The 24,594-nt window shown below is 35.7% G+C and carries 22 protein-coding genes; 10 read left to right on the forward strand and 12 right to left on the reverse strand.

Annotation, left to right across the window (positions count from 1 at the left end; translation table 11 throughout):
* The first annotated feature begins 131 nt into the window (after positions 1-131).
* Positions 132-692 (forward strand): rubrerythrin family protein, encoded by a 561-nt coding sequence (locus BJL90_RS02300; protein ID WP_070963916.1) that lies wholly within the window; start codon positions 132-134, stop codon positions 690-692.
* 60 nt (positions 693-752) lie between these two features.
* Here BJL90_RS02300 and BJL90_RS02305 read toward each other — a convergent pair whose 3' ends face one another.
* The 6 genes from BJL90_RS02305 to glgB all read right to left on the reverse strand — a co-directional run bounded on the left by BJL90_RS02305 (position 753) and on the right by glgB (position 11,036).
* On the reverse strand, positions 753-2,687 hold the full coding sequence (locus BJL90_RS02305) for a glycoside hydrolase family 13 protein (protein ID WP_070963918.1): 1,935 nt from the start codon (positions 2,685-2,687) through the stop codon (positions 753-755).
* A gap of 20 nt (positions 2,688-2,707) precedes the next feature.
* Positions 2,708-5,155: a glycogen/starch/alpha-glucan phosphorylase gene (locus tag BJL90_RS02310; RefSeq protein WP_070963920.1), complete on the reverse strand. Its 2,448-nt coding sequence runs from the start codon at positions 5,153-5,155 to the stop codon at positions 2,708-2,710.
* 14 nt (positions 5,156-5,169) lie between these two features.
* Positions 5,170-6,615 (reverse strand): glycogen synthase GlgA, encoded by a 1,446-nt coding sequence (gene glgA / locus BJL90_RS02315; RefSeq protein WP_070963921.1) that lies wholly within the window; start codon positions 6,613-6,615, stop codon positions 5,170-5,172.
* A 19-nt stretch (positions 6,616-6,634) separates the two neighbouring features.
* Positions 6,635-7,750 (reverse strand): glucose-1-phosphate adenylyltransferase subunit GlgD, encoded by a 1,116-nt coding sequence (gene glgD / locus BJL90_RS02320; protein WP_070963923.1) that lies wholly within the window; start codon positions 7,748-7,750, stop codon positions 6,635-6,637.
* Between the two features lie 3 nt (positions 7,751-7,753).
* Positions 7,754-8,980, reverse strand: a complete 1,227-nt coding sequence (locus BJL90_RS02325; protein WP_070963925.1) for a glucose-1-phosphate adenylyltransferase — start codon at positions 8,978-8,980, stop codon at positions 7,754-7,756.
* A 118-nt stretch (positions 8,981-9,098) separates the two neighbouring features.
* Entirely contained in the window at positions 9,099-11,036 is a 1,938-nt protein-coding gene (glgB, locus tag BJL90_RS02330) for a 1,4-alpha-glucan branching protein GlgB (RefSeq protein ID WP_070963927.1), read from the reverse strand.
* Positions 11,037-11,234: 198 nt separating this feature from the next.
* Between glgB and BJL90_RS02335 the strand changes: the two genes are divergently transcribed.
* The 5 genes from BJL90_RS02335 to BJL90_RS02355 all read left to right on the forward strand — a co-directional run bounded on the left by BJL90_RS02335 (position 11,235) and on the right by BJL90_RS02355 (position 15,979).
* Positions 11,235-11,882, forward strand: a complete 648-nt coding sequence (locus tag BJL90_RS02335) for a YgjV family protein (RefSeq protein WP_070963928.1) — start codon at positions 11,235-11,237, stop codon at positions 11,880-11,882.
* 66 nt (positions 11,883-11,948) lie between these two features.
* Complete coding sequence (locus BJL90_RS02340; RefSeq protein WP_081562191.1) at positions 11,949-13,481, forward strand: spore germination protein; 1,533 nt, start codon at positions 11,949-11,951, stop codon at positions 13,479-13,481.
* A gap of 26 nt (positions 13,482-13,507) precedes the next feature.
* Positions 13,508-14,665, forward strand: coding sequence for a Ger(x)C family spore germination protein (locus tag BJL90_RS02345; protein WP_070963930.1), 1,158 nt, complete (start codon positions 13,508-13,510; stop codon positions 14,663-14,665).
* A 13-nt stretch (positions 14,666-14,678) separates the two neighbouring features.
* Positions 14,679-14,897, forward strand: coding sequence for a hypothetical protein (locus BJL90_RS02350; RefSeq protein ID WP_070963932.1), 219 nt, complete (start codon positions 14,679-14,681; stop codon positions 14,895-14,897).
* Positions 14,894-15,979: a GerAB/ArcD/ProY family transporter gene (locus tag BJL90_RS02355; protein WP_070963934.1), complete on the forward strand. Its 1,086-nt coding sequence runs from the start codon at positions 14,894-14,896 to the stop codon at positions 15,977-15,979. The genes BJL90_RS02350 and BJL90_RS02355 overlap by 4 nt, the downstream gene beginning before the upstream one ends.
* Before the next feature lie 3 nt (positions 15,980-15,982).
* On the opposite strand, the gene malQ is transcribed toward BJL90_RS02355, so the two are convergent.
* Positions 15,983-17,458, reverse strand: a complete 1,476-nt coding sequence (gene malQ / locus BJL90_RS02360) for a 4-alpha-glucanotransferase (RefSeq protein WP_070963936.1) — start codon at positions 17,456-17,458, stop codon at positions 15,983-15,985.
* Between the two features lie 279 nt (positions 17,459-17,737).
* Between malQ and BJL90_RS02365 the strand changes: the two genes are divergently transcribed.
* The 4 genes from BJL90_RS02365 to BJL90_RS21775 all read left to right on the forward strand — a co-directional run bounded on the left by BJL90_RS02365 (position 17,738) and on the right by BJL90_RS21775 (position 20,564).
* Positions 17,738-18,247 carry an RNA polymerase sigma factor gene (locus BJL90_RS02365; RefSeq protein WP_070963938.1) on the forward strand — a complete coding sequence of 170 codons (510 nt, stop codon included), beginning with the start codon at positions 17,738-17,740 and terminating at the stop codon, positions 18,245-18,247.
* Positions 18,248-19,225: an anti-sigma factor family protein gene (locus BJL90_RS02370; RefSeq protein WP_070963940.1), complete on the forward strand. Its 978-nt coding sequence runs from the start codon at positions 18,248-18,250 to the stop codon at positions 19,223-19,225. It abuts the gene before it with no gap.
* Positions 19,209-20,285, forward strand: coding sequence for a hypothetical protein (locus BJL90_RS02375; protein WP_070963942.1), 1,077 nt, complete (start codon positions 19,209-19,211; stop codon positions 20,283-20,285). Before BJL90_RS02370 ends, BJL90_RS02375 begins: the two co-directional genes overlap by 17 nt.
* 141 nt (positions 20,286-20,426) lie before the next feature.
* A complete protein-coding gene (locus BJL90_RS21775) occupies positions 20,427-20,564 on the forward strand; it encodes a hypothetical protein (RefSeq protein ID WP_156778691.1) in 138 nt (45 codons plus the stop codon).
* 46 nt (positions 20,565-20,610) lie between these two features.
* Here the strand turns inward: BJL90_RS21775 and BJL90_RS02380 are convergent, their stop codons facing one another.
* The 5 genes from BJL90_RS02380 to thpR form a co-directional block, all read right to left on the reverse strand.
* Complete coding sequence (locus tag BJL90_RS02380) at positions 20,611-20,772, reverse strand: spore coat protein (RefSeq protein ID WP_081562192.1); 162 nt, start codon at positions 20,770-20,772, stop codon at positions 20,611-20,613.
* Positions 20,773-20,840: 68 nt separating this feature from the next.
* On the reverse strand, positions 20,841-21,449 hold the full coding sequence (locus tag BJL90_RS02385; protein ID WP_070963944.1) for a hypothetical protein: 609 nt from the start codon (positions 21,447-21,449) through the stop codon (positions 20,841-20,843).
* Positions 21,450-21,743: 294 nt separating this feature from the next.
* Complete coding sequence (mutY, locus tag BJL90_RS02390; protein ID WP_070963946.1) at positions 21,744-22,832, reverse strand: A/G-specific adenine glycosylase; 1,089 nt, start codon at positions 22,830-22,832, stop codon at positions 21,744-21,746.
* A 214-nt stretch (positions 22,833-23,046) separates the two neighbouring features.
* The gene (locus tag BJL90_RS02395; protein ID WP_070963948.1) at positions 23,047-23,721 is read right to left on the reverse strand and encodes a uracil-DNA glycosylase; all 675 of its coding nucleotides are present in this window, start codon (positions 23,719-23,721) and stop codon (positions 23,047-23,049) included.
* Between the two features lie 324 nt (positions 23,722-24,045).
* On the reverse strand, positions 24,046-24,594 hold the full coding sequence (thpR, locus tag BJL90_RS02400; protein ID WP_070963950.1) for an RNA 2',3'-cyclic phosphodiesterase: 549 nt from the start codon (positions 24,592-24,594) through the stop codon (positions 24,046-24,048).

Consider the following 24,594-nt stretch of genomic DNA (forward strand, 5'->3'; position numbering starts at 1 on the left):
CTTCGAGGATCAATTTAAAACAGACTCCTTCTTTTGAATAAATCAATAAAGTTTAGACAATAATCATAACTATAAATCAACTTAAATTTTACAAGTCTAGTAGAAATCGATTGATAAGGAGGCTTTTTATTATGGCACTACAAAATGCAATGACAGCAGATTTTCTAAGATCCGCCTATGGTGGGGAAAGTATGGCGCATATGCGTTATCTTATTTGGGCTGATGTGGCAGACAAAGAAAAAATGCCTAACATAGGTAGACTTTTTAGAGCCATCGCCTATGCAGAATATGCACATGCCGACAATCATTTTAGAGAATTAAAGGAGCAAAAAGGTGATTTTACTGTACCTGCAGGTGCTATTTTTGGTATAGGGAATACTGTAGAAAATCTTCAAGGTGGTATTGATGGAGAACTTCATGAAATAGAACAAATGTATCCTGTTTATTTAGAAACTGCCCGTTTTCAAAATGAGAAAGGAGCAGAAAGAGCCTTTCATTATGCTTTAGAAGCAGAAAAGGTTCATGCTACCCTTTTCAAGGCTGCACAAGATGTAGCTCGTCAAGGTCAAGATATGAATATAGGTGATGTTCATGTCTGTAATATATGCGGTCATACAACTACAGATGGCCTACCTGATCAATGTCCTATCTGTGGCGCTAAAAAAGAAGCTTATAAAACATTTGAAGCTTAAAGACGATGCATTACATGTATCAATAGAAGGGTCAGCCCTCTTTCTTAGAAGAAGGCTGGCTTAGTTTTTATCACCAATAAATATTTTACCCTCCAAAGGCTTTAAAGTAATCTTCATGTTTCTGTTTTTTATATAAATTTTTTCATCATGATAAAGCACATCCTTCATATGATTACTCTCTATTTTGCTGCCTATATCTATGGACACTGCACTTTCCTCTTTTCTACTTCTATTAAACAAAATTACACTTTCCTGATCATGGTTTTTTCTTATAAAACCATAAATGTTTTCACAACTATAAAGAGGTAGCCATTCACCGCTTTTGAATACATCATTTCCATTACGAAGAGAAATGATTTTTTTATACCACTGCAATAAATCTTCATCTCCCCTACCCCATGGATAAGTTCCTCTATTTAATGGATCTTCTAACCCCTCCATCCCCACTTCATCACCATAATAAATGGAAGGAACACCAGGAAAGGTCATCTGAAATAAAACTAAAAGCTTTAATCTTCTTACTGCTAATCCCCTTTCTTTTGCATTAAGCTTTTGTTTTTCTCTTTCTCCTTGGGTTAATTGATGGTCTACAACTTGTTCACCCAATAAAGTTAAAATTCTAGGTACATCATGACTTCCTATTAAATTCATCATGCTGTAGAAATAGGCTTTGGGATAGTTTTCATAAAGGGACATTAACCTTCTATTGAAATATTCCACTGAAATTTTTTCTGTAAAAAAATTCACCAATGCTTCTCGAAAAGGATAGTTCATAACAGAATCCAGTTCTTCCCCTAGCAAATATTCTCTTTTTTCTCCATAACTTACTTTATTGGAGGCATCCTCCCACACTTCACCAATCAAAACCGCATCTTGATCTACTTCCCTCATTACCTTTTTAAACTTTTTAATAAAGGCATCCGGTAATTCATCTGCCACATCCAATCGCCATCCCTTTGCCCCTAGATTCATCCAGTATTTTAAAACACTATCTTCTTTGTCTATAATAAAATCTATATAAGATTTTTCCATTTCATTAACATTAGGCATATTGCTAATTCCCCACCAACAATCATAGCTATGTGGAAATTCATAAAACCGATACCATGAATAATAGGGTGATTCTTCACTTTGATAAGCCCCTAATGTAGGGTAGTTACCTTCTTTATTAAAATAAATACTGTCACTTCCTGTATGACTAAATACCCCATCTAATACAATAGCTATTCCCATTGCCTCTGCTGCTGTACATAGTTCTTTAAAGAGCCTATTGTTTCCTAACAAAGGATCAATGGTTTTATAATCAGAAATATCATAACGGTGATTGCTGGGAGATATAAAAATAGGATTTAAATAAATCACACTAATCCCTAGTTCTTTTAAATAAGGTAGCTTTTTTATAATGCCCAATAAGTTTCCGCCAAAAAAATCCCACCTTAGGATTTCATTACTGTCTTTTTCTCTAATGTACATGGGGGTATCCCCCCAACTACCATAAATAAAAGAATTTTTCTTTATTTCCAACAGTTCTTGTTGATAACCCTCTCTGTAAAACCTATCAGGAAAAATCTGATAAATAATCCCTTCTTTAAACCATGAGGGTACAAAAGCCTCTTCTTTATAGACGGTTATTTGATACGTAAAAGGTTCTTCCTCCTTTAGTAGGCCTTTTCCCCCTAGACTTTCTTCATTATTGCCATAATAATAGTTTTTTGCTACTGTTTCTATGACAAAAAAATAATGTAATAGACAGGGAAAAGAAGGTGCTACTATTTTTGCCTGATAAATTTTTATGCCTTCTATCTCTTGATGACAGGACATAGGATAAAGTTCTTCTTCACCTCTACTATTCAAGGATTTTATATAAACCTTTTTTAGCTCTTCAAGGCTGTCTATTTTTATTCTTATAACAATTTCCTGATTACAAACAACAGCCCCAAAGGGGCTGCGATAAAAATTTTCATGAGAATCATGGAAGGCTTCAAGGTGTTTCATAGGATCACCTGCTTTCTATTTTAAAAATCGTGTTTTTTCAGCTTCCATATCTTTTCATTGTACTCCTCTATGGTCCTATCACTAGAAAAATATCCTGCATTGGCGATATTAATAATAGATTTTTTCCACCAGTTTTTAGGATTTTTGTAGGTTTCCTCTGCCTGCTTATTAATATGACAATAGGAGGCAAAGTCCTTTAGAATAAAGTATGGATCTGCTACGCCTCCATGGCCATAGAGTAAATCATGATAGATTTCCCTAAAGATGTCAGGATGCTCTGGTTCTATGAATCCATTGATCAGTTGGTCTACTACCCGTTTTATATCATCATTTTTCTTATAGATTTCATGAGGATAATAGCTCTTTTCTTTTCTGCAATTTTCAATTTCTTCTGCCGTCGACCCAAAAATAAAGATATTCTCAGGCCCTACCTGCTCATTCATTTCAATATTCGCTCCATCTAAAGTTCCTACTGTTAATGTACCATTTAACATAAATTTCATATTCCCGGTTCCTGAAGCTTCTTTTCCTGCAGTAGAAATTTGTTTACTAATATCTGCGGCTGGAATAATCTTTTCCGCCAGAGACACTCTATAATTTTCTAAAAAAATAAGTTTTAATTTATTATAAATACTTCTATCATTGTTAATTTTATCCGCCACCGAATGAATCAGTTTAATAATGAGCTTTGCCTTATGGTATCCTGGTGCTGCTTTAGCAGCAAAAATAAAGGTTTTAGGGTGCATATCCTGATTAGGATGATCTAGCAGTTGGTTATAGAGATACATAATATGCAACACATTTAATAACTGTCTTTTATACTCATGTAAACGCTTCACCTGTACATCAAAAATTGAATGCAGATCTACTTTGATCTTTGTCGTATCTAAAATATACTTTGCTAGTTCTTCTTTGTTCTTCTGCCTTACCCTACAGATTTCCTCTTGAAATCCTGCATCCTCACATGAAGTTTCTAATCTCTTTAATTGAAAGGAGTCTGTAATCCAACCATCGCCAATCTTTGCAGTAATAGCATCTGCTAAGTCTGGATTCGCCCTTAACAAAAATCTTCTATGGGTAACGCCATTGGTGATATTTATAAATTTACTGGGATAAATTTCATAGAAATCTTTAAAGATATCCCTTTTTAATATCTCACTATGAAGCTTTGCTACACCATTGATGGAAAAGGAACCCACAATGCACAGTTTTGCCATATGAATTTCTCCATAGGATATAATCGCCATTTTGCTAATTTTTTCCCACTGACCAGGATATTTTTCCCACAAATCCCTACAAAACCGTTCATTGATTTCATGGATAATATCATAAATTCTAGGCAAAAGTTGTTTAATTAGCTCCTCAGGCCATTTTTCCAGTGCCTCTGGTAAAGTAGTATGATTGGTATAGGCAAAGGTTTGTGTAGTAATCCCCCAAGCCTTCTCCCAATCTAGACCTTCTTGATCTATTAAAATCCTCATAAGCTCAGGAATCGCTAAGGTAGGATGGGTATCATTAATATGAATCACTGTTTTTTTGTGTAGATCTTGTATCTTATTCCCTATCTTCTTAAATTTTCTTACAATGCTTTGTATGCTAGCGGAAATGAAAAAGTACTGTTGTTTTAATCTTAAATGTCGTCCTTCTTCATGATTATCCTCTGGATATAAAACCTTAGAAATCACCTCAGCTAATTCCTTCTCCGCCAATGCATCTACATACTGTCCTTTTCCAAACAGTCCCATATCCAAGGGTTTTAAAGCCCTTGCCCCCCAAAGTCTTAACGTATTTATCACATTAGACTTATAGCCTACAATAGGAACATCATAAGGGATTGCCTTAACACACTGACAATTTTTTTGTAGGATCGTCAATCTCCCGTTTTCCATATTTTTTTCAACAGTTCCTCCAAAGTACACCATTTCAGGCTCTTCTGGTTTTGCAACCTCCCATACATTGCCATCCTCCAACCAAGGATCTGGCATTTCTACTTGATAACCATCAATGATTTTTTGTTTAAACAAGCCGTATTCATAGCGTATACCATTTCCATGACCAGATAGCCCTAAAGTTGCTAAAGAATCTAAAAAGCAAGCAGCTAATCTGCCTAATCCTCCATTTCCTAGTCCTGCATCTGGCTCTATCTCTTTAATTTCCTTTAGGTCTATGCCTAGTTCATTACATGCAACCTCTGCCTTTTCCTCTAGCATAAGATTGGTTAAATTGTTATGGAAGAAACGCCCCATCAAAAACTCCATAGACAAATAATAAAGTTCTTTACCGTTTTCTTCTAAAACCTTTTCTTTAGAATAAGCCCAGCTCCTCATAATATCATCCCTTAAGGCGGTAGCCACTGCCTTATATAATTGAGACTTGGAGGCATTCTTTAAATTTCTGCCAAAGAGGGTTTCTAGCTTTAACTCTATTGCATTCTTAATCTCCTCTACTTCAATTTCTCTTTTTCTCATTTTTTACCCCCGACTTATTGATTTAACAACTGCCTATATAAGGCTTTATATTTATCTGCTGAAGTTTTCCAGCTAACATCAGTTTTCATGGCATTTTCTATTAACCTGCCCCATACTTCCCTATTATGATAAAACCCAACAGCTCTTTTTATGGTATATAACATATCATGAGCATTATAATTGGTAAAACTAAACCCATTTCCTTCCTTTGTCTCTTCATTATAAGACTGGACAGTATCCTTTAGCCCCCCCGTTTCCCTAACAATCGGAATGCTACCGTAATGTAATGCGATTAATTGTCCTAGACCACAGGGTTCAAACAAGGAAGGCATTAAAAACAAATCAGAAGCTCCATAAATTTGATGGGCCACTGTATTATCAAAAAATATATTAGCACTTACTTTATCAGGATGCTTTCTGGCCATATTGCTAAAGATCTGATGATACTTGTTATCTCCTGTTCCTAAGATCACTAACTGTAAATCAAGCTGTAATATTTCCTCTAAAACATACTCTACTAAGTCCAGCCCTTTTTGCTCCACCAACCTTGAAACAATCGCCATCATAGGAACTGCTTTATTTATAGGCAAATGTAGTTTTTTCTGTAGCTTTAATTTATTCATTACCTTATTTTCTATGGTTTCTATCGTATATCTTTCAAAAAGGTAGTCATCGGTTTCTGGATGGTACTCCTCAGTATCTATTCCATTAATAATTCCCATTAATTGATGCCTTTTAGCAAACAGCACCCCCTCCAAACCTTCCCCGTAATAAGGATGTTGAATTTCTTCAGCATAGGTAGGACTAACCGTTGTTATATAATCAGAAAAGTTTAAGCCTCCTTTCATATAACTAACATTATAGTAATACTCTACACCTTCTTGGGTAAAGTACTCTTTTCCTAGTCCCAACAGGTCTCCCAATACCCCGTGGGGAAATAATCCTTGATACTTTAAATTATGGATTGTAAATACCGTCTTTATATTTTCATAAAAGGAGTTTTGGCTATAGTGTGCTTTTAGAAGCGCACTCACCATTCCTGTTTGCCAATCATGACAATGAAGGATATCCGGCTTAAAATCAATATGAGGTAAGATCTCTAATATACTTCTACAGAAAAAAGCATACCGCTCTCCATCATCATAGTGTCCATAATATTCATAAGGCTGACCTTCCCGTTTAAAGTAATACTCATTATCTATAAAATAAAAGGTAATACCTCTATATTCCAAAGTCTCAATGCCACAAAATTGATTACGCCATCCTACGGGTACCCTGATGCTTTTTATCCATCTCATCTGTTTCCTATATTTCTCTGCTATAGTCTTATATTTCGGTATGACTACCCGCACATCTATGTCTTTCCCCTGTAGGGCTAATGGTAAAGAACCTACTACATCTCCCAATCCCCCTGTTTTTGCAAAGGGTACCGCCTCTGATGAGGCAAAGAGAATCTTCATTTTACTGTTTCCCCCTCCATTATATAACCTGTGTTTTTCCTATAAGAATAGGTCTTTTTTCTTCACCCTTTATTACCTTTCCTGCTGTAATTCTTACGCCTTTATCTAAAATAGCATTTTCCACGATAGCATTTTCCTCTATTTCATTTTTTTGCATGACAATACTATTTCTTATCACTGCATTTTTATGGACCTTTACACCTCTAAAAAGAATACTATTTATCACCTTTCCTTCAATAATACATCCTTCTGTCACCAAGGAATTTTTTACTTCACAGGTTTTTGTATACTTAGCAGGAGCTTCATCATTTATTCTAGTTCGTATAGGACCTTCTTTTAAAAACAACTCCTTCCAAACCTCTGAAGTGAGCAAATCCATACTATGTTGATAATAACTGCCCACACAATCTATGTTGGCTGCATAACCTTCATAGGGATAGCCATACATACTGTATTTATAAATATTTTTAATGATCCCATCCTTTACAAAATTGCTGTAGCCTTTTAAAATACAGTCTTCTATTATCTCTAAAAATAAAGACTTTTTCATAAAGGCAGTTTCCAGTGCAATGGCATCATTTATACTCTTTCTTTTATTTATCGTGATATCTGTGATTCTATTCTGTTGGTTTACCTTTAGCGCTAAAAACCTAGAAGACTTCAAATTTTCTCTGTAATTTTTGTAGAGAATGACTATATCTGCATTCTTTCTTTCATAATACTCCTTTATTTTTTTATAATTTAACTTATAAAGCATGTTGCTACTACTTATTAAGATATAATCCTGTTTACTCCTTCTCAGATAATCTACATGACTATAAAAATGATGAATGTCCCCCGTGTTTTTATGAGAATAACCTTCTTGAAATACAGGAGGTAAAATAAAAAGGCCATCTTTCTTGCTGCAAAGGCCCCAGTCTTTTCCTGTGTGAACATGCCCTATAAGAGATCTACTATTATGTTGGGTAAAAATGCCTATATTTTTTATTCCGCAGTTTGTCATGTTCGATAATACAAAATCAACCATTCTATACCTTCCCCCGAAGGGCACAGCTGCCGTTGACCTTTGCTTCACAATTTCTTTTAAGTCTCTTTTCACTTTAACATCATTAATAAGCCCCATAACATTTTCCATAGACTATGCCCCCTCTTTTGCCATCATATTTTTAGGTTTTAGCATGGAACAGTTGTCTTTACTAATATGTGCTCCAGCATCAATATGTGTACCTTTAGCGATATGAATTTTTTGTCCTATAACAGTAATCTTCTTTTCTTGACTGCTGCCTATACCAATGATTACATCATCCTCTATCATAGCATCTTCTCCAATGATTGCTTTTTCAATGCTAACCCCCGCCCCAATATAGGCATTGGCCATAATCACTGAATCTTTTATAACAGTCCCCTCTCCTATATAAGCTCCTGTAAAAACAACTGTATTATGAATTTCTCCAAATATTTGGCACCCATCTGTCACCAGAGCATTACGCAGACTTCCAGAAGCAGCAATATATTGAGGAGGCTGACTTACATTTACAGAATAAACCATCCAGTTTTTATCAAAAATGTTCAATGGGGATTTATGTAAAAGTAAATCCATGTTGGCCTGCCAAAAGCTTTCTATCGTTCCTACGTCCTTCCAGTAACCACCAAAGGGATAAGCATAAAGTTTTTCTCCTTCCCTTAGCATTTTAGGTATAATATTTTTGCCGAAATCATTTTGCGACTTCTTATCCCCTTCATCCTCTATTAAATGTTTCTTCAACTTTTTCCAGTTAAAAATGTATACCCCCATGGAGGCTAAGTTGCTAATAGCTTTCTTTGGCTTTTCTTGAAACTCTATAATTCTTCCTTTTTCATTGGTATTCATAATACCAAATCTATGAGTTTCTTCCCACGGTACTTCAATAACGGAAATCGTAGCATCAGCATTATTTCTTTTATGCTCCTTCAGCATAAAAGAATAATCCATTTTATAAATATGATCCCCTGATAGTATCATGACGTATTTAGGATTGTAGCTATCGATATATCCTATATTTTGATAAACCGCATTAGCTGTTCCTCTGTACCAGTCGCCTCCATCACTTCTAACATAAGGAGGTAATAGGGTTACGCCTCCCCCTTGTTTATCTAAATCCCAAGGGCTCCCCACACCTATATAAGCATTTAAAATCAACGGTTCATATTGCGTTAAAACCCCTAGGGTATCAATCCCTGAATTCGAACAATTGCTTAGTGTAAAATCAATAATTCTGTACTTTCCTCCAAAGGGTATGGCTGGCTTTGCTATGTTTTCTGTTAATATACCTAATCTGCTGCCTTGACCTCCTGCTAAAAGCATAGCAACACATTCTTGTTTCACGAAATCCCCCTCCTTAAACTGTCTAGCACGTTAGATACAGGTCTATGAATCTTAATATGCCAAGAGCTACATCTGCAAACCATAAAGCCTTGATATTAAGACGCAAATTTAAAAACATTTATCTATAGGTGCTTTCTCTTCCTATTTCAGAGTTCCTTTCCTTGATATCCTCCTTTAACAGTTTAATAAATACCGTAGCCAAAGGTGGTACTTCTACCTCCAAGGAATAGGCTTGGTTATGCCACTTTTTATTATCAGACCGCAGCACTTCTTTGTTTATCACCCCCGATCCACCATAAATTTCTAAATCACTATTGAAAACTTCTTTATATACTCCCCCTACAGGAACGCCAATTCTATAGTTGCACCTTGGTATCGGTGTGAAATTACAGAGAATAATTATAAAGCTTTCCTTCGTTTTTCTCATAAAAGTAATAACACTTTGACTATAATCGTGGGGATCAATCCATTGAAAGCCTTCGATCGTATGATCTTGTTGCCAGAGACTTTTTTCTTTTCTATAGAATTTCAAAAGATCTTTTACATAATATTTAAGTTTATTATGCATATCATAATTTAATAACACCCAATCTAAACTTTTCCTAAAATCCCACTCGATAAACTGACCAAACTCAGCCCCCATAAACATTAATTTCTTTCCAGGATGCCCCATCATATAGCCATAGTAGCATCTTAGGGCAGCAAACTTCTGCCAGTAATCTCCTGGTATTTTGTTGATTAATGACTTCTTACCATGTACTACCTCATCATGAGATAGAGGCAAAAGGAAATTTTCAGAAAATGCATATACTAATGAAAAAGTAAGGGCATGATGATGCCACTTTCTATGAATAGGATCCATTTCCATATAACGCAGTGTATCGTTCATCCATCCCATGTTCCATTTATAATTAAATCCCAATCCCCCTATGTAAGGGGGAGCAGTTACTAAAGGCCACTGTGTAGATTCTTCCGCCATCATAAGGGCATTGGGGAAATATGCAAATACTGTTTTGTTTAACTTTTTGATAAATTCTACTGCTTCTAGATTTTCTCTTCCACCATAGAAATTTGGACTCCACTCCCCTTGGTTTTTCCCATAGTCTAAGTACAACATATTGGCTACCGCATCTACCCTTAATCCATCAATATGATAGATATCCAGCCAGAACAAGGCATTGGATATTAAAAAGCTTTGAACTTCTGGCTTTCCTAAATCAAAGTTTAAAGTGCCCCAGTCTTTGTTGTTTGCTGTTTTAAAATCCTCATATTCATACAAACATTTACCATCAAACTGAATTAATCCATGTTGATCCTTACAAAAATGCCCTGGTACCCAATCTAAAATAACACCGATACCTTTTTGATGAAGTCTATCTACTAAATACATGAAATCATGGGGGGCACCATAACGGCTAGTAACCGCATAATAACCTACTGTTTGGTATCCCCAAGACCCATCAAAGGGATGTTCCATCACTGGCATAAACTCCACATGGGTATAACCCATATCACAAACATACTCAGCCAGTTCATCAGCTATTTCAGTATAAGAATAAAAATCACCATTTTCTTTTCGTTTCCAGGAACCTAGGTGCACTTCATAGATAATCATAGGATGTTTTAGGTGATTTTTCTTGGATTTATCCCTTTGCCATACCGCATCCCCCCAGTTGTATCCTTCTAATGGATATACCACGGAAGCTGTATTAGGCCTTAACTCTGCATAAAAACCATAGGGATCACTCTTTAAAATCATTTCACCCTCATCAGTATGCACTTCATATTTATATAAATCCCCCTTTTCTAGGCCTTCTATAAAAAGTGTCCAGAGGGAGGAATCTTCTATCCTTTTCATGGCATGCTTCTTGCCCTTCCACCTATTAAAATCCCCCACTACCTTTATCTCTTTAGCATTTGGTCCCCATACAGTAAACCTTACTCCCTTCTTCATTTCTTCCTCTACCAGGTGTGCTCCTAGCATTTGATAGCTTTGAAAATAGGTACCTTCATGAAATAAGTAGCTACCATAGCCTTCTTTAGAATATTTTTTCATTTTGTTGTCCCCCACATATTTTTTTTAAAAAAGAAAACTTTTATCACCTTTGAAAATTTACTTCCGTTGGTATCTTATTAAACTTCTTTCCAAAAGATTCATTATATCTTTGTTAATTTGAAAAAAATATTTTTTATTAAAGTATTAAGGATTATAATAATAAAGAAATTACGCAAAATAGGATGGGAGGAAAATTTTATGTTAAATAGTAACTGGGCGGAGTGGGTAGGCTATTTAGCCTCTATTTTAATTTTAATTTCTTTGCTGATGAGTTCTATTGCAAAATTAAGGTGGATTAATTTAGTGGGTTCTATTTTATTTTCTCTTTATGGTTTTCTTATAGGCGCTCTACCGGTGGGCTTTGTAAATTTATGTATTGCCATCATTAATGTTTATCATCTAGCGAAAATTTATAAAACAAAGGAGTATTTCAGAATACTTTCCATCAACCCAGATTCTGAATACCTTCAATATTTTTTGTGTTTTTATCAAGAAGACATTGAAAAGTATTTTTCACCCTCTACCCTTAAGATAGATAAAAACAGTGTAGGTTTTTATGTCCTTAGAAATTTGGTACCTGCAGGGATTTTTTTTGGTGAGAAATATGGTGAAGATGCTCTTATGGTACAGTTGGACTTTGTGATCCCTGAGTATAGAGATTTTAAAATTGGAAAGTATATCTATGAAGATCAAAAAGACTATTTTTTGAATCTAGGATATCGGCGATTCTATAGTCATCCACTGAATGAAAAGCATAAAAACTATTTGTTAAAAATGGGTTTTAAAGAAATTATAGAAAACAATCACAAGTTATTTGCAAAAACAATTTCTTCTGATAAAAATTGAAAAGTAGGTTATAAAATCAATCATTGGATGCAAAATAAAATGAGACTTAGTGGGAGGTGATTGGCTGTGTTTAGAAGCATGATTCGTCTATTAAAATACTTAAAATACTCTCCTGTAAACCGTCATCTTTCGCCTGAACATCCTCCAGCAACGAAGGAAAAGCTTCCTTCCACCATGGAAGGCATTGAAAATCGCCTTAAAGAATTTTTTTATAATAATGAGGGCCTGGTGATTAGACCCTTTAAGATCAAAACCTATAGAAATCACAAAGCCTTTATCGCGTATATTGATGGTTTAGTACATATGAATTCTATAGAAATCAATGTATTAAAGCCCTTAATGAAGGAAGATATTACACAGCAGCTACATTATATCACCTCTAAAACCATAGCTGATACGCTAATAGCCCAAGTGATTACCTCTGTTAATTCCTTTACAGTGAAGATGCTGGATGAAGCTGTTTTTCAACTATTGAAGGGATCAGCCATCGTATTTATCGAAGATTCTCCTACTGCCATTGTGGTTCCTTCACAGAATTGGGAAACAAGAAGTGTGGCAGAGCCTTCAGCGGAAGCTGTGGTAAGAGGCCCTAGGGAAGGCTTTAATGAAGATCTGTATACCAATATTACATTGATTCGTAGAAAAGTAAAAAACACAAAGTTAAAGTTTGAATTTATCACCCGTGGTATTTACTCCAATACAGAGTTGGCTATTTGTTATATAGAAGGCTTGGCAGACGAGAAGATTTTAAAAGAGTTGAAGGAACGCATAGAGAGAATGAATATAGATGCGGTTTTAGAATCTGGGTATATAGAAGAGTTTATAGAAGACCAACCGCTGTCACCCTTCCCCACCATAGGCAATACTGAAAAACCAGATGTCGTTGTGGGAAAAATTTTAGAAGGCAGAATTGCCATATTATGCGATGGTACCCCTTTTGCCCTAACTATTCCACATCTTTTTATTGAACATCTGCAGACAGGGGAAGACTATTATACACGCTGGACTTATGCCTCTATCCTTAGGATTTTACGTTTTTTTGCCTTATTTATCACAACAACGCTGCCAGCGGTCTATGTGGCAGTGCAAACATTTCATCAAGAAATCATACCCTTTAAACTTTTTTTATCTGTTGCTTCTGCAAGAGATGGTATTCCGTTTTCTTCTTTTACGGAGGCCGTCATGATGATCATCATCTTTGAGTTGATTAAAGAGGCAGGAATTCGTATGCCTAAACCAGTAGGTGAAGCCATCAGCATTGTAGGGGCCATTGTACTGGGGCAAGCCACCGTGGAGGCAGGAATAGCCAGTCCCTTAATGGTGATTGTGGTGGCTCTGACTGCTATTGCAGGATTCGTGGTTCCTGCTCTGGATGAAGCCATTCTATTATCAAGAGTTCTCTTGTTGGTATTCGCTAGTATTGTCGGCTTCTATGGTATTGTTTTTGGCATTACTATGATCTTTATTTATCTATGCAACTTAAGATCCTTTGGTATGGAGTATCTGTATGCTTTAACGCCTACTTATTATAAAAACTTTCAAGATGCTTATATTCGAGCTCCTCTTTGGAGTATTTTTATAAAAAAAAATGCAAAATGACATCATGTAAAGGGGTGTAGGCCTCAGTGAAAAAAATAAGTATGATCATTATTTTTGCAACAGGCCTCTTGTTTCTCACGGGCTGTTGGAATCAGCGGGAAATAAATGACCTAGGCATCGCTGTTGCCATGGGCATTGATATAACAGAAGAGGAAAAGATCGAAGTCACCGTACAGATGGTGATTCCTAGAATGCTAAGTGAAGATATTACTGAAAAAAATGCTGTTGTTACCTATACCGAAACCGGTCTGACACTCTTTGAGGCCCTAAGAAAAATCAACTTGGTCTCTAGTAACAAAACCTATGTTGGTCATATACAGTTGGTGGTCTTTGGAGAAAGCGTTGCTAAAAAAGGAATACAGCATGTTATTGATTTTTTAGAAAGAGATCATGAATTTAGAACGCAGGCTCTTGCTATTGTTACAAAGGACATGTCGGCAAAAGAGCTATTGGAAACCGGAAGTATTATGGAGCTTATACCAGCTGTCCATATTGTGGATATGATTCAAAATACCGAATATATAGGAACTTCTAGAAGATTGCTTTTATTTCAGGTTTTTGAGGAATTTAACAGTCCTGCAAATCATTTGGTTTTGCCTACAATATCGAAAAAAGCAGTCCAACAACCTAATTTCATCAAAGATCTTCGCCTTGACGGTGTAGCTGTTTTCCAACAGGATAGATTAGCAGGTTTTTTAAATTCCCAGGAAACCAGAGGGTATCTCTGGGTAATAGGGGAAGTAAGAGGAGGGATCTTAGTTGTGCCTCCCAAAGGAAAGCAAGATGAGCTGATTTCTATGGAAATTCTGCGTACCCATTCTAAAATGGATGTGAAACTTATAGAGGACAACTTCCACTTAATCATTGAGGTGGAGGAGGAAGGCAATATCGGTGGCCAACAAAATCCAAAAGATCATACAAATGCTGAGGGAATTGCTTTTTTAGAAAAACAAAAAGAAGCGCTTATTTATCAGGAAATTCATGATGCATTTTATATAGCTCAAAATGTGCTGGGTATAGATTTTTTTGGTTTTGGCGAGCTTGTTTACAAAAAATATCCACATATTTGGAAAGAAATAGAAGAAGATTGGGACACTATTTTTCAAACCTGCCCTGTTGAAATTAAAGTCCAGGCAAAAGTGAAGGGATCAGGTCAAATCCTTAATCCTTCTAAAAGTAATTAAGGAGTGTTTAAGCATGGTTTTTTTCGTCATTTTTATCCTTCTACTGTTGACGATATTTGATTTGCCTTTTTTATTGGAACATACTGAAAAAAAAGCTGTCATTGCCTACATTGTCTTAATTTTCATTGGTATTGCTATTAACTATATTGTTATTCAAGATATTCCAGTCACTTCTCCTGCTGTGCTAATAGCGAGAGTCGTAGGATTTATCCTTGGGGAGGATTTATTATGATAAAAGAAACACAAATATCAGCAGTTCAGTTCTCTATTCTCCTTATGGGTTTTATACTGGGGAGTACGGTTATTATGATTCCTGGCAGCAGCGCCCATCAAAATGCCTGGCTTGCCTACATCATAGGCTGGTTAGGGGGATTATGTCTTTTTAGCATGTATCTACTGCTTTATCAAAGACATCCCCATAAAACCATGATAGAAATCCATCAGATTCTTTTAGGCAAATGGATGGGAAATATTTTGTCTCTCCTGTACTTATGGTACTTTTTGCATTTGGGTACTTTAGTGCTAAGGAATTTTGCTGAATATGCTATCACAGTTAATATTCCCGAAACACCTTTATGGTTTATGATCCTACTTTATATTATTGCAGTAGGCTATTCTGTAAAAAGTGGACTGGAGGTTACTGGTCGTACTGCAGAATTAGTTGTTCCCTTTGTTTTCTTATTCCAATTAGCAATTACTTTATTCCTGTTACCTCATATGAAATTTGAAAACTTGCGCCCTTTTTTAGGCGGTGGTTTTGCACCGGTTTTAAGTGCTTCCTTTGCTGTGCTCGCCTTTCCCTTTGGAGAAACCGTTATTTTTTTGATGATTTTTCCCTATGTAAATCACCAAAATAAAATAAAAAAGTCCTTTCTTCTTTCTTTTTTATTAGCGGGAGGGTTGCTGCTGATGGCAATTTTTAGGGACATTTTGATTTTAGGGGAGGCAGGTATAGCCAGACAGGTATTCCCTCCCCATTTAACCGCAAAACGAATAGAATTTTTGAACTTAGATCCTTTAATTGGCGTTATGTTCTTCATGGGAGGTGGAGCAAAGGTTTGTGTTTGTTATCTAGCGGTTGTCATAGGTCTTGCACAACTAACCAAATCCAAAGACCATAGAGTCTTTGTTTATCCTATTGGCGTGATTCTGACAGGATTATCTCTGTGGATCTATAATAATGCCCCTGAGATGCTGCTGTGGGCAGTAGAGATATGGCCCTATTACTCTATCCCTTTTCAAATTGTTTTTCCAATTATGCTGCTGATGATAAGCCTTCTCAAAAAGTCCGGCAAGCAGCATATTAAAGGCTAATACTTACCTATAGTACAGCTTTGTTATAGCATAAATTTTTTTGCTTAATTCCTCAGTTAAGTATTCCTTTTTTACCCTCCATCGCCAATTACCTCCAACAGTGGAGGGGATATTCATTCGTCCTTCACTGCTTAAGCCTATGAAATCCTGTAATGGAGCTACAGCTAAATTTGCAACAGAGCTCCAAGCCCCCCGTATAAAACCCCAGTGGTATCCCTCTTCTTCATCAAGTTTTAGATATTGTCTAGCAAATTTTATATTTTTTTGATTTTCACTTTGCCTCCAACCCATAACTGTATCATTATCGTGGGTTCCTGTGTAGACAACACAATTCTTTACATAGTTATGGGGAAGGTAAATGCTTTCTTCTCCAGGATCAAAGGCAAATTGTAACACCTTCATACCAGGATAACCACTTTCCTCTCTTAAGGCGATCACCTCCGATGTTAGAAAGCCTAAATCCTCTACTATCACATCCACCTTACCTAGTTTTTCTTTAATAGCTTTGAGTAGTTTCATGCCAGGCCCCTTCATCCAAGTCCCTCCTTCAGCAGTTTTCTCTCCATAGGGAACTGCCCAAAAAGATTCTAAACCCCTAAAGTGATCTAATCTTATCACATCATATAACCTTCTACTACCTGCAATTCTCTCTATCCACCAGTCAAAACCTCTTTTTTCTAAAACCTCCCATCTGTACAATGGATTTCCCCATAATTGTCCTGATTTTGAAAAAGCATCTGGAGGACATCCTGCAACTTGAAGAGGTTTTTTCTTAGCATCCAGTAAAAAAATTTCACTACTTGCCCATGTATCTACGCTATCCTCTGCGACATAAATAGGAAGATCTCCTATCATCTTGATACCTTTGCTATTTGCATATTTTTTTAATGCTTCCCACTGATGATAAAATAAGTATTGTAGAAAAATCCAATAATCCATTTCTCCCTTTAACTTTTTTTTATAACCAGCTATAGCACTTTCTCTTCTTAGCTTAATTCCTTCTTCCCATTGATACCATGCCTTTAGATTGAAATGAAATTTCAGCGCCATATATAAACCATAATCTTCTAGCCATCCTTGATGTTTTTGTCTAAAATCTGCTATCTTATCTTTGTATTTTTCCTTTCCCCTAAAAAAAACCTTTCTTAAAAGTGGTAGCTTATTTTGAAAAATCTTATCATAATCTACTTTTTCTTTATTACTTCCAAAGTCTATTCCCTCAAAATCCTGCGTTCTTAACCACCCCTCCTCCCTTAATAGGTTTAAGTCGATAAGCAGGGGATTGCCTGCAAAAGTGGAGAGAGATTGATAGGGGGAATCCCCATAACCAATGGGGGTTATGGGCAATACTTGCCAAAACTTTTGTCCTGCTGCTTCTAAGAAGTCAATAAATTCATAGGCTTCCCTTCCAAGACTTCCTATACCATAGGGGCTTGGTAAGGAAGTGATATGCATTAAAATTCCACTGCTTCTATTCATCGCTTATCTTCTCTCCTTCACTAAAATTACTGGCAGGGTATTAATATTATCTTTCTTTTTACCCTAGTATCCTATTGCTATTCTATCTAGAATATAACTATTGGTGTTTTTTGCTACAAAAACTTTTTCCTTATTTTTTAAAGATTTTACAAAGCTTCTATGTTATTGTGAATATGGTCAAAAAAACAATTTTATACTTTTTGTAACATATTTTATTCCTTTCAGTCTATACTAAGGAATTGCTTTTGCTGGCCAGCGAAATAGAAGGGATCGATATGATTGGATAGGGACTTTACACTGCTGTATCAAAAATATAAACAGCCTATTTTTTCTTATATATACTACCTCTCAAAAAACAACACTGAGGCAGAAGAAATCTGTCAAGATGTGTTTTTAAAAGTATACTTAAATATTGATAAATTTGAAGGTCGCTCCAGCTTAAAAACTTGGATTTATCGTATCGCTAAAAATACCTTTTTAGAATACAAAAGAAAAGCCAAAAAAGAGGTATTGGTAGAGGAAATAGCTTTATTAGAAAATCCCTTGATTGATGAGACCTCTAACCCGGAAAACTGTCTCTTAAACAACGAGGCCCACCAACAAATAAAAGAAACTTTGATGAAAATCAGTGAAAAGCATAGAATGTTTATTGTTCTAAGGGATATTCAAAACTTATCTTACCAAGAAATTAGTGAAATTACAGACTTAAAGTTAAACACTGTCAAAGTAAATATTTATCGCGCAAGAAATGAGTTTGAAAAAATTTACAAGGGATTGGAGGGATCATAAATGCCTTGCCCATGTCAGCATCAATTGCAGGATTATTTAGAAGAAAAGCTTTCTCCTGAAGAAATGCTAAAAATGGAGGAACATATCGATTCATGTGATGATTGCCAACAAAAATTAGATACACTATTGGATACTTCTCTGCAACTCCAGCAAAAATCTATTGAAATTGATGATGAGATATTGATAGAAAGAATCAAAGCCCACCGCAAAGGCATTCGACGAATTTTTGCTTATGGTGCTTTAGGGTTTTTACTAGGTTTGTTTTCTCTTAACTATACCTCTGACAGCTTTATCGTAACCAAAGCAATGATGGCTTTACCCTACAAGCTAGCAGAATTTATGTTAGGTATCTTTTTCTCTGGAAATAAGTTGCCTCAAGAGGATTTTATGTACAGACACCTTCAAAGGGGGATGGGGTATTTTCCTTGTCATCCTGTATTAGGCCTTATTGTAGAGCTAATAACACCAGCATTGGTAGCTATGTTTCTTGCTATGGCGGTAGGTTACCTTACCAGCGATAAACGAGTTTTCCAACGAAAAAAAATCCTTCGATTTATTGCCTCTGGTATGGTAGTTTTTCTTCTTTGGTTTGGTTTCATTTATGGTATTTATCATAATACCTTAAATAAAATAGAGAATCTAGAGGGGATCCAAGCCGTCACGATTTATGAAAAACAAGAATATAGCACTAGCTGGCTTTTAAGAATTGATCAATACAACTTACAGAAAGAAGAATATCGAACTATTATTTCAGGTCTTTCTGAAGCTTCTTCTTTAGAAAAGTATCCTTCAATGAATTATCAAGAGGGTTTACAACTACTGCTTCAATTTAGAGGAGGCGGTGAAGCTACTGTTCATGTAGACATGGATACTGGCATCATGTTTATGCAAAATCGTCGCCACTATCAATTATCTAACGAAACACAGTTACAGCTTTTAGAAGTAGTTAGGAGGGAAAACAATGACGCTAAAAATTGATAAAATGATCGCTGTAGGTGGAAGTGCTTTATTAGGATATTACCTAGGGTTATCTATCCTTCGTAGTCTTCTGTGGAAAGTGCTACTGTGGACCTTGCCTCCTATCAATACCCGACATACACCTAGGTTTTATACTGGCCTAATAGCAGCTACCATCGCTGCTTCTATTGGCTACTTACTGTATATATGGCTTGTTGATAAATGGTCTATAGGAAGATACAAAAAACAGTATGCCTCAGGTCTTACGGCATTAATTTTGCTTCCGCTTATTACGATGGGTAGCTTCCGTATTCATACAGTAAGCATTGTAAAAAATGCAGAGGCCTCTACCCCCACAGGCCTTCACCTTCGTTTTGAAGAACCCACAGTTGTCTTTCAAATTACTGAAACATCTGGCACTGTATTTGGCAAAAGCATAAGACTGCAGGATCATCAAGCCTTATTAGAAACATTTGGAACAGCTCTACAGCAGCTAACACTAATAGAAGTATCCAATGATCCCCAAAATATTATCACAAAGCCTCAAGGCACCCTATGGATAGACTATAGACCTCAGGGAAAATGGTATTCTAAAATCATAACGTGGGGGCAAGATACTTTTGAAGAATTTTCTACTAACCAAAAACGTCTTCTCTATCAAGGAAATGAACTAGAAGCAGTGCTGGAGGAATTTAATAGACAGCTAGCTACCTTGACAAATTATGTCTCAGGGAAAGTGATTCATACCAGCTTCATTGATGGGGATTTTCTTGAAACAAAAGCTATGCCTCAGGAGGATTTTGAATTTCTTCTCGCTAACCTAAGTGAAGATCATAAAACTTCCCCAGAAGGCAGTGTCGCTTCTAGATTTGAAGAAGTCCTCAACAACCGAGAAGGTATTTCTAAACAAGATAACAATTTTTATGCTTTTTCCCTTAGCAATCAGCCTGCTGATGCTAGCTTAGAAAGAGATATTCTTCTTGAAAATGTGATATTATATGATGATGAAGAAAAGGTTGCATGGTTTGAAGAAGTATATTATGAAGTAGACTTGTCTTCTATCCTTGTAAAAAAAGAATAGCGTTTTTCATATGGCGAAGGGTCTCATCTATTACCCTTGTCTTAAAAATTCTGTCTAGTCCTTCTTAATAATCCCGCATAATAAACTAAAATCAGGATACGCTAATAATGCAAATAAAATATCTTTTTTGGAGGGATGACCATGGAGATTTGGAAGGCTAATTTGATTGAATCTATAAAGAAAATTGAAAACGCAAAGGATGATGCAAGATTAAGTGAAGATAAATATAATGAACTAACAGAAGTAATTGTAAGAATCCAAAACATTATAGAAGACTAATAGCGGAGAAAATTTTCTCCGCTATTTTTATGTACTTATTGAAACCTTACTGAGGCTGATACATACCGTGGCTTTGCATATAATTGAAAATGTCTTCTCCATGCTGTTGCTTTTCTTTTTGAATATGGTCCAAGATTTGGCGTACATTGGTGTTGGTAAATTCAAAAATAGCTGTATTATAAGTTGCTGAAACATATTTTTCTGTCATTAAACTACACCTCCTAAAGACTATTGTGTTTCACTATGATGATTTTATTCAGGTAGGTGTAGAGCTTTTTATTGAAACCTTATAAATTCCAATGCAAAGTTTACAAAATCTTCTTGTTTTGATAAGTAACCTGGCTTGGATTTGCCCCTATGACCTTCTGTTTCCCATTTTTCTAGAATGTCAAATTTTTTAATAATTTTCTCTAATTCTTCATAGTCTAAGATTAATTTATTTTCCTGTACTGTTTCTTCTAATTTAGGATATTTTTTGATAATCCTATAAATAAGACATACTCCATGATAAATAACCTCTGTGTCAACATTTCTCTTGATAGCATCAAGAATAACAGGGATATATTCTTCTACCCTATCTGCTTCATCTGGTAGAGCTGTTGTGGATTTAAAAATTGTTTGTACTTGAATGGGGTTTGTTATGTTTTTAACTATATCCATGATAAAGGGAAAAAACGCCTTCGATCTAATCTTTTCTATGATTTTTAAGTAAATCATTTGCTGAGAACTTCCCTTTTCTATGACTTGTTGGAGATTCTTTAAAAATTCCTCTACTGTTTTGGGCTTTCCGATCATTTGCATGTAGGTTTTTAATGTTTTTTGATCCATTGCATCTGCCTCAGTAATAACACTTTCCATTTCTTGCTCTAAAAATAAGCTTTTCATCTTCATTCCCCCTTCGCATGAAAACTCTTTTACACTATATTTTTTTATAGATAACTAATTTTATACCTTAACAAAATACCCTCTTCTGCGGTTTCAGAAATGAACAATGTTAGCAATTCATTCCAATGAAAAATTGTAAAATTTGCATCCTAGCTACCCCTCAACCATGCAAATTTCTTTACGGATTTTCCACTTACATGAATTGGACATTATAGTCATTTTCTGCAAATACATGGGATCTACGACAATATTATATCATAAAATTATAATATTGTTATAATTTTATCAATTTACTCAATTGAAACATATAATTTTTTTGAAGGCAGTTGGAAGAGGGAGTTGTTTTAATTCATCGATGGAGACCCACCTTATTTCAGGATAATCTACTGTTTTTTCCTCTACTAAATTCATTGCGTATAATTGCATTTTCCATTTGATATGGGTAAAAATATGATTCTTTTCTAAAAGATACTTAGCATCCTTTACCCTGATACCATAGGTTTCTTCTAATTCCAAAATAATGCTTTTTCCCCCTTGAAGATTTTTCTCCTTCTCCGCAGAAGGTAATCCCCATAAATCCCCTAGAAGTTTGCCCTTTGGTCGTTTTGTAATAAGGATCTTTTCATCTTTATATACCAGCGCCATCTCCATGATGACTTCCTTTGGTTTTAGCTTTTTTGTTTTGATAGGCAATGTCTCCTGTACCCCCAAGGCCTTTGCTTTGCATAAGGCATAAAGAGGGCAGATTAAACATTTGGGAGAAGTAGGAGTACATATGAGGGCACCTAATTCCATCAGCCCTTGATTAAAGAAAGAAGGGTTTTTATGAGACACTGCAGCTTCTGCAATTTGTTGCATCTTTTTTTGTGTAGCGTTTAGAGTAATATCTTCTTTTATATGAAATACTCTTGAAAAAACTCTCATAACATTTCCATCTACAGCCGGTATCGGCTGATGAAAAGCAATGCTAGCTATGGCTCCAGCAGTATAGGGACCTATTCCCGGCAGCTTAAGGATTTCCGTATAATCCTTTGGCATTTCCCCCTGATATTTTTCAACAATGATTTTAGCAGTTTGGTGAATATGCTTTGCTCTACTATAATAGCCTAAGCCTTCCCATGCCTTCAGCACCCGCTCCTCATCAGCGTCCGCCAATTTTTTTACCGTGGGAAATTCAGCTATGAATCTCTTATAATAATCAATAACAGTGTCTACTCTTGTTTGTTGCAGCATAATTTCAGAAATCCATATGTGATAAGGGTTTGTTGTTTCCCTCCAAGGAAGTTTCCGATGGTTTTTTTCATACCAGATAATAAGTTTACCTTGCACCTCTAAGTTTTTCTCTGTATCTAAAGCTTCGTTAATATTTTTTGGCTTCTTCATTGGCTTCTCCTTTTGTCCTTCGGTGTATTGCTAAGACGTCCAATTCTAGGTGAACAAACTAAGTTACTACCACCAAATCAAAAATTTGGCTTGCCTACTTATTCAAGTGGGAGATCGAGCACTACATCCTCCAAGTAAATTCCACTACAATTCGAGGGAAGTAAAAATTCCCCCTGAATTGTAGTCTCATCTTATGCCTAAGCTTTGTTTTGTATTATAAATTGGGAATTTGCCAGTTGATTTCCTCACTACCTGTTTTTCTTAAAAAATTGTTAGTTTTTGAAAAAGGCTTACTTCCAAAGAACCCCCTGTTGGCGGAAAAAGGACTAGGATGAGGTGCCTTGATGATATAGTGGTTTGAAGAGGTAATAAGCCCCTCCTTTTCCTGTGCATTTTTCCCCCATAAAATAAATATTATAGGTTTTTCTCTCTCATTCAACAAGCCAATCACCCTATCAGTAAAGATTTCCCAACCTAGTCCTTTATGAGAATTCGGTTCCCCTTTCCTCACTGTAAGAACAGCATTTAACATCAACACCCCTTGTTTTGCCCATTCTATCAGATAACCGTTGTTAGGTATAAAGCAGCCTAAGTCTTCCTGTAACTCTTTGAATATATTCTGCAAAGAGGGGGGCAACTTCACCCCCGGCTTTACAGAAAAACTCAGTCCATGGGCTTGTCCTGGGCCATGGTAAGGATCTTGTCCTAGGATGACCACCTTTACATCATTATAGGGGGTTAAATGCAAGGCGTTATAGATATCGTATTTATCAGGATAAATAACTTTTGTGCGGTATTCTTCTATTAATAACTCCCTTAATTTTAAGTAATAAGGCTTTTGAAATTCCTCCTCCAACAAAGGCCCCCAATCATTTTTTAATATGGTCATATGGAATCCCTCCTATTTATCTTGTTTCACTTTTAGCTTGTAGTAACTCCACCTCTAAATTTCAGGATAGATGGAACCTTCACTAGCACTTACTATTATTATAACAATAATTAGTATAATACAAAACTTCTCACCCTTATCTTTCATGCTTTAGTTAGTTTAGCACTTTATTCCCTGTATTATTATAATTTGATAAATGGAAGTAGGGAGAAGTTGAAAAAACAACTTCTCCCTACTTGATTTTATTATTGATAATATACCTTTTTAGCATCTTTTATTAAATACTGTTATTTTCTGACTTCATTGCTTTGTCTTCTAGGATACTTAGGTTTTATATAAATTCACTCTAAACATATCTATGTAAGTCAATTTCCCGTTTATATGTCTGCTCTCGAATAAAGTAACATCCTCAACAGTAAATTCTCCTATTTTCTTAGCATGAAAATCACCTAAATTAACAGCCTCCAGCTTAGGGCGAGAAGCCAAAGTAATATGGGGTTTGAAGGGTCTCTCTTCTAAACGATAGCCACTTTTTATTAACTCAGCATGCAGCTCATTCCTTAAATGATGTAATTGGGTTAAGTTCTCCCCTAGGGCTGACCACAAAATATTAGGTTTTTTAAATGAAGGAAAAGCGCCTAATCCCTTTACACTTAGCTTAAAAGGTTTGTGATTGCTTGCTACTTTGATCAGGCTATTGGTTAAGACAGGAATGGCATCAGTTTCTAGTTCTCCTAAAAATTCTAAGGTTATATGAAGATTTGCCACAGACTTCCACGATCCCTTAATACCATATCCTCTTAACTCAGATTGAAGTTGAAAGAGATTTTGCTTCATCTTATCAGGTAAATCGATACCTATGAATAACCGCAT

Origin of the sequence: Clostridium formicaceticum (assembly GCF_001854185.1) — a bacterium.
In the GTDB taxonomy this organism is placed as follows: Bacteria; Bacillota; Clostridia; order Peptostreptococcales; family Natronincolaceae; genus Andreesenella; species Andreesenella formicacetica.

Bases quoted from the DNA above. Each gene is read 5' to 3' on its own strand.
- BJL90_RS02380 (WP_081562192.1), bottom strand. From the start codon at position 20,772: ATGACAGAAAAATATGTTTCAGCAACTTATAATACAGCTATTTTTGAA.
- BJL90_RS21775 (WP_156778691.1), top strand. From the start codon at position 20,427: ATGGAGATTTGGAAGGCTAATTTGATTGAATCTATAAAGAAAATTGAA.
- BJL90_RS02395 (WP_070963948.1), bottom strand. From the start codon at position 23,721: ATGACCATATTAAAAAATGATTGGGGGCCTTTGTTGGAGGAGGAATTT.
- thpR (WP_070963950.1), bottom strand. From the start codon at position 24,594: ATGCGGTTATTCATAGGTATCGATTTACCTGATAAGATGAAGCAAAAT.
- glgD (WP_070963923.1), bottom strand. From the start codon at position 7,750: ATGGAAAATGTTATGGGGCTTATTAATGATGTTAAAGTGAAAAGAGAC.
- BJL90_RS02370 (WP_070963940.1), top strand. From the start codon at position 18,248: ATGCCTTGCCCATGTCAGCATCAATTGCAGGATTATTTAGAAGAAAAG.
- BJL90_RS02350 (WP_070963932.1), top strand. From the start codon at position 14,679: ATGGTTTTTTTCGTCATTTTTATCCTTCTACTGTTGACGATATTTGAT.
- BJL90_RS02335 (WP_070963928.1), top strand. From the start codon at position 11,235: ATGTTAAATAGTAACTGGGCGGAGTGGGTAGGCTATTTAGCCTCTATT.
- BJL90_RS02310 (WP_070963920.1), bottom strand. From the start codon at position 5,155: ATGAGAAAAAGAGAAATTGAAGTAGAGGAGATTAAGAATGCAATAGAG.
- BJL90_RS02375 (WP_070963942.1), top strand. From the start codon at position 19,209: ATGACGCTAAAAATTGATAAAATGATCGCTGTAGGTGGAAGTGCTTTA.
- malQ (WP_070963936.1), bottom strand. From the start codon at position 17,458: ATGAATAGAAGCAGTGGAATTTTAATGCATATCACTTCCTTACCAAGC.
- BJL90_RS02305 (WP_070963918.1), bottom strand. From the start codon at position 2,687: ATGAAACACCTTGAAGCCTTCCATGATTCTCATGAAAATTTTTATCGC.
- BJL90_RS02300 (WP_070963916.1), top strand. From the start codon at position 132: ATGGCACTACAAAATGCAATGACAGCAGATTTTCTAAGATCCGCCTAT.
- glgA (WP_070963921.1), bottom strand. From the start codon at position 6,615: ATGAAGATTCTCTTTGCCTCATCAGAGGCGGTACCCTTTGCAAAAACA.
- BJL90_RS02355 (WP_070963934.1), top strand. From the start codon at position 14,894: ATGATAAAAGAAACACAAATATCAGCAGTTCAGTTCTCTATTCTCCTT.
- glgB (WP_070963927.1), bottom strand. From the start codon at position 11,036: ATGAAAAAATATTCTAAAGAAGGCTATGGTAGCTACTTATTTCATGAA.
- BJL90_RS02385 (WP_070963944.1), bottom strand. From the start codon at position 21,449: ATGAAAAGCTTATTTTTAGAGCAAGAAATGGAAAGTGTTATTACTGAG.
- mutY (WP_070963946.1), bottom strand. From the start codon at position 22,832: ATGAAGAAGCCAAAAAATATTAACGAAGCTTTAGATACAGAGAAAAAC.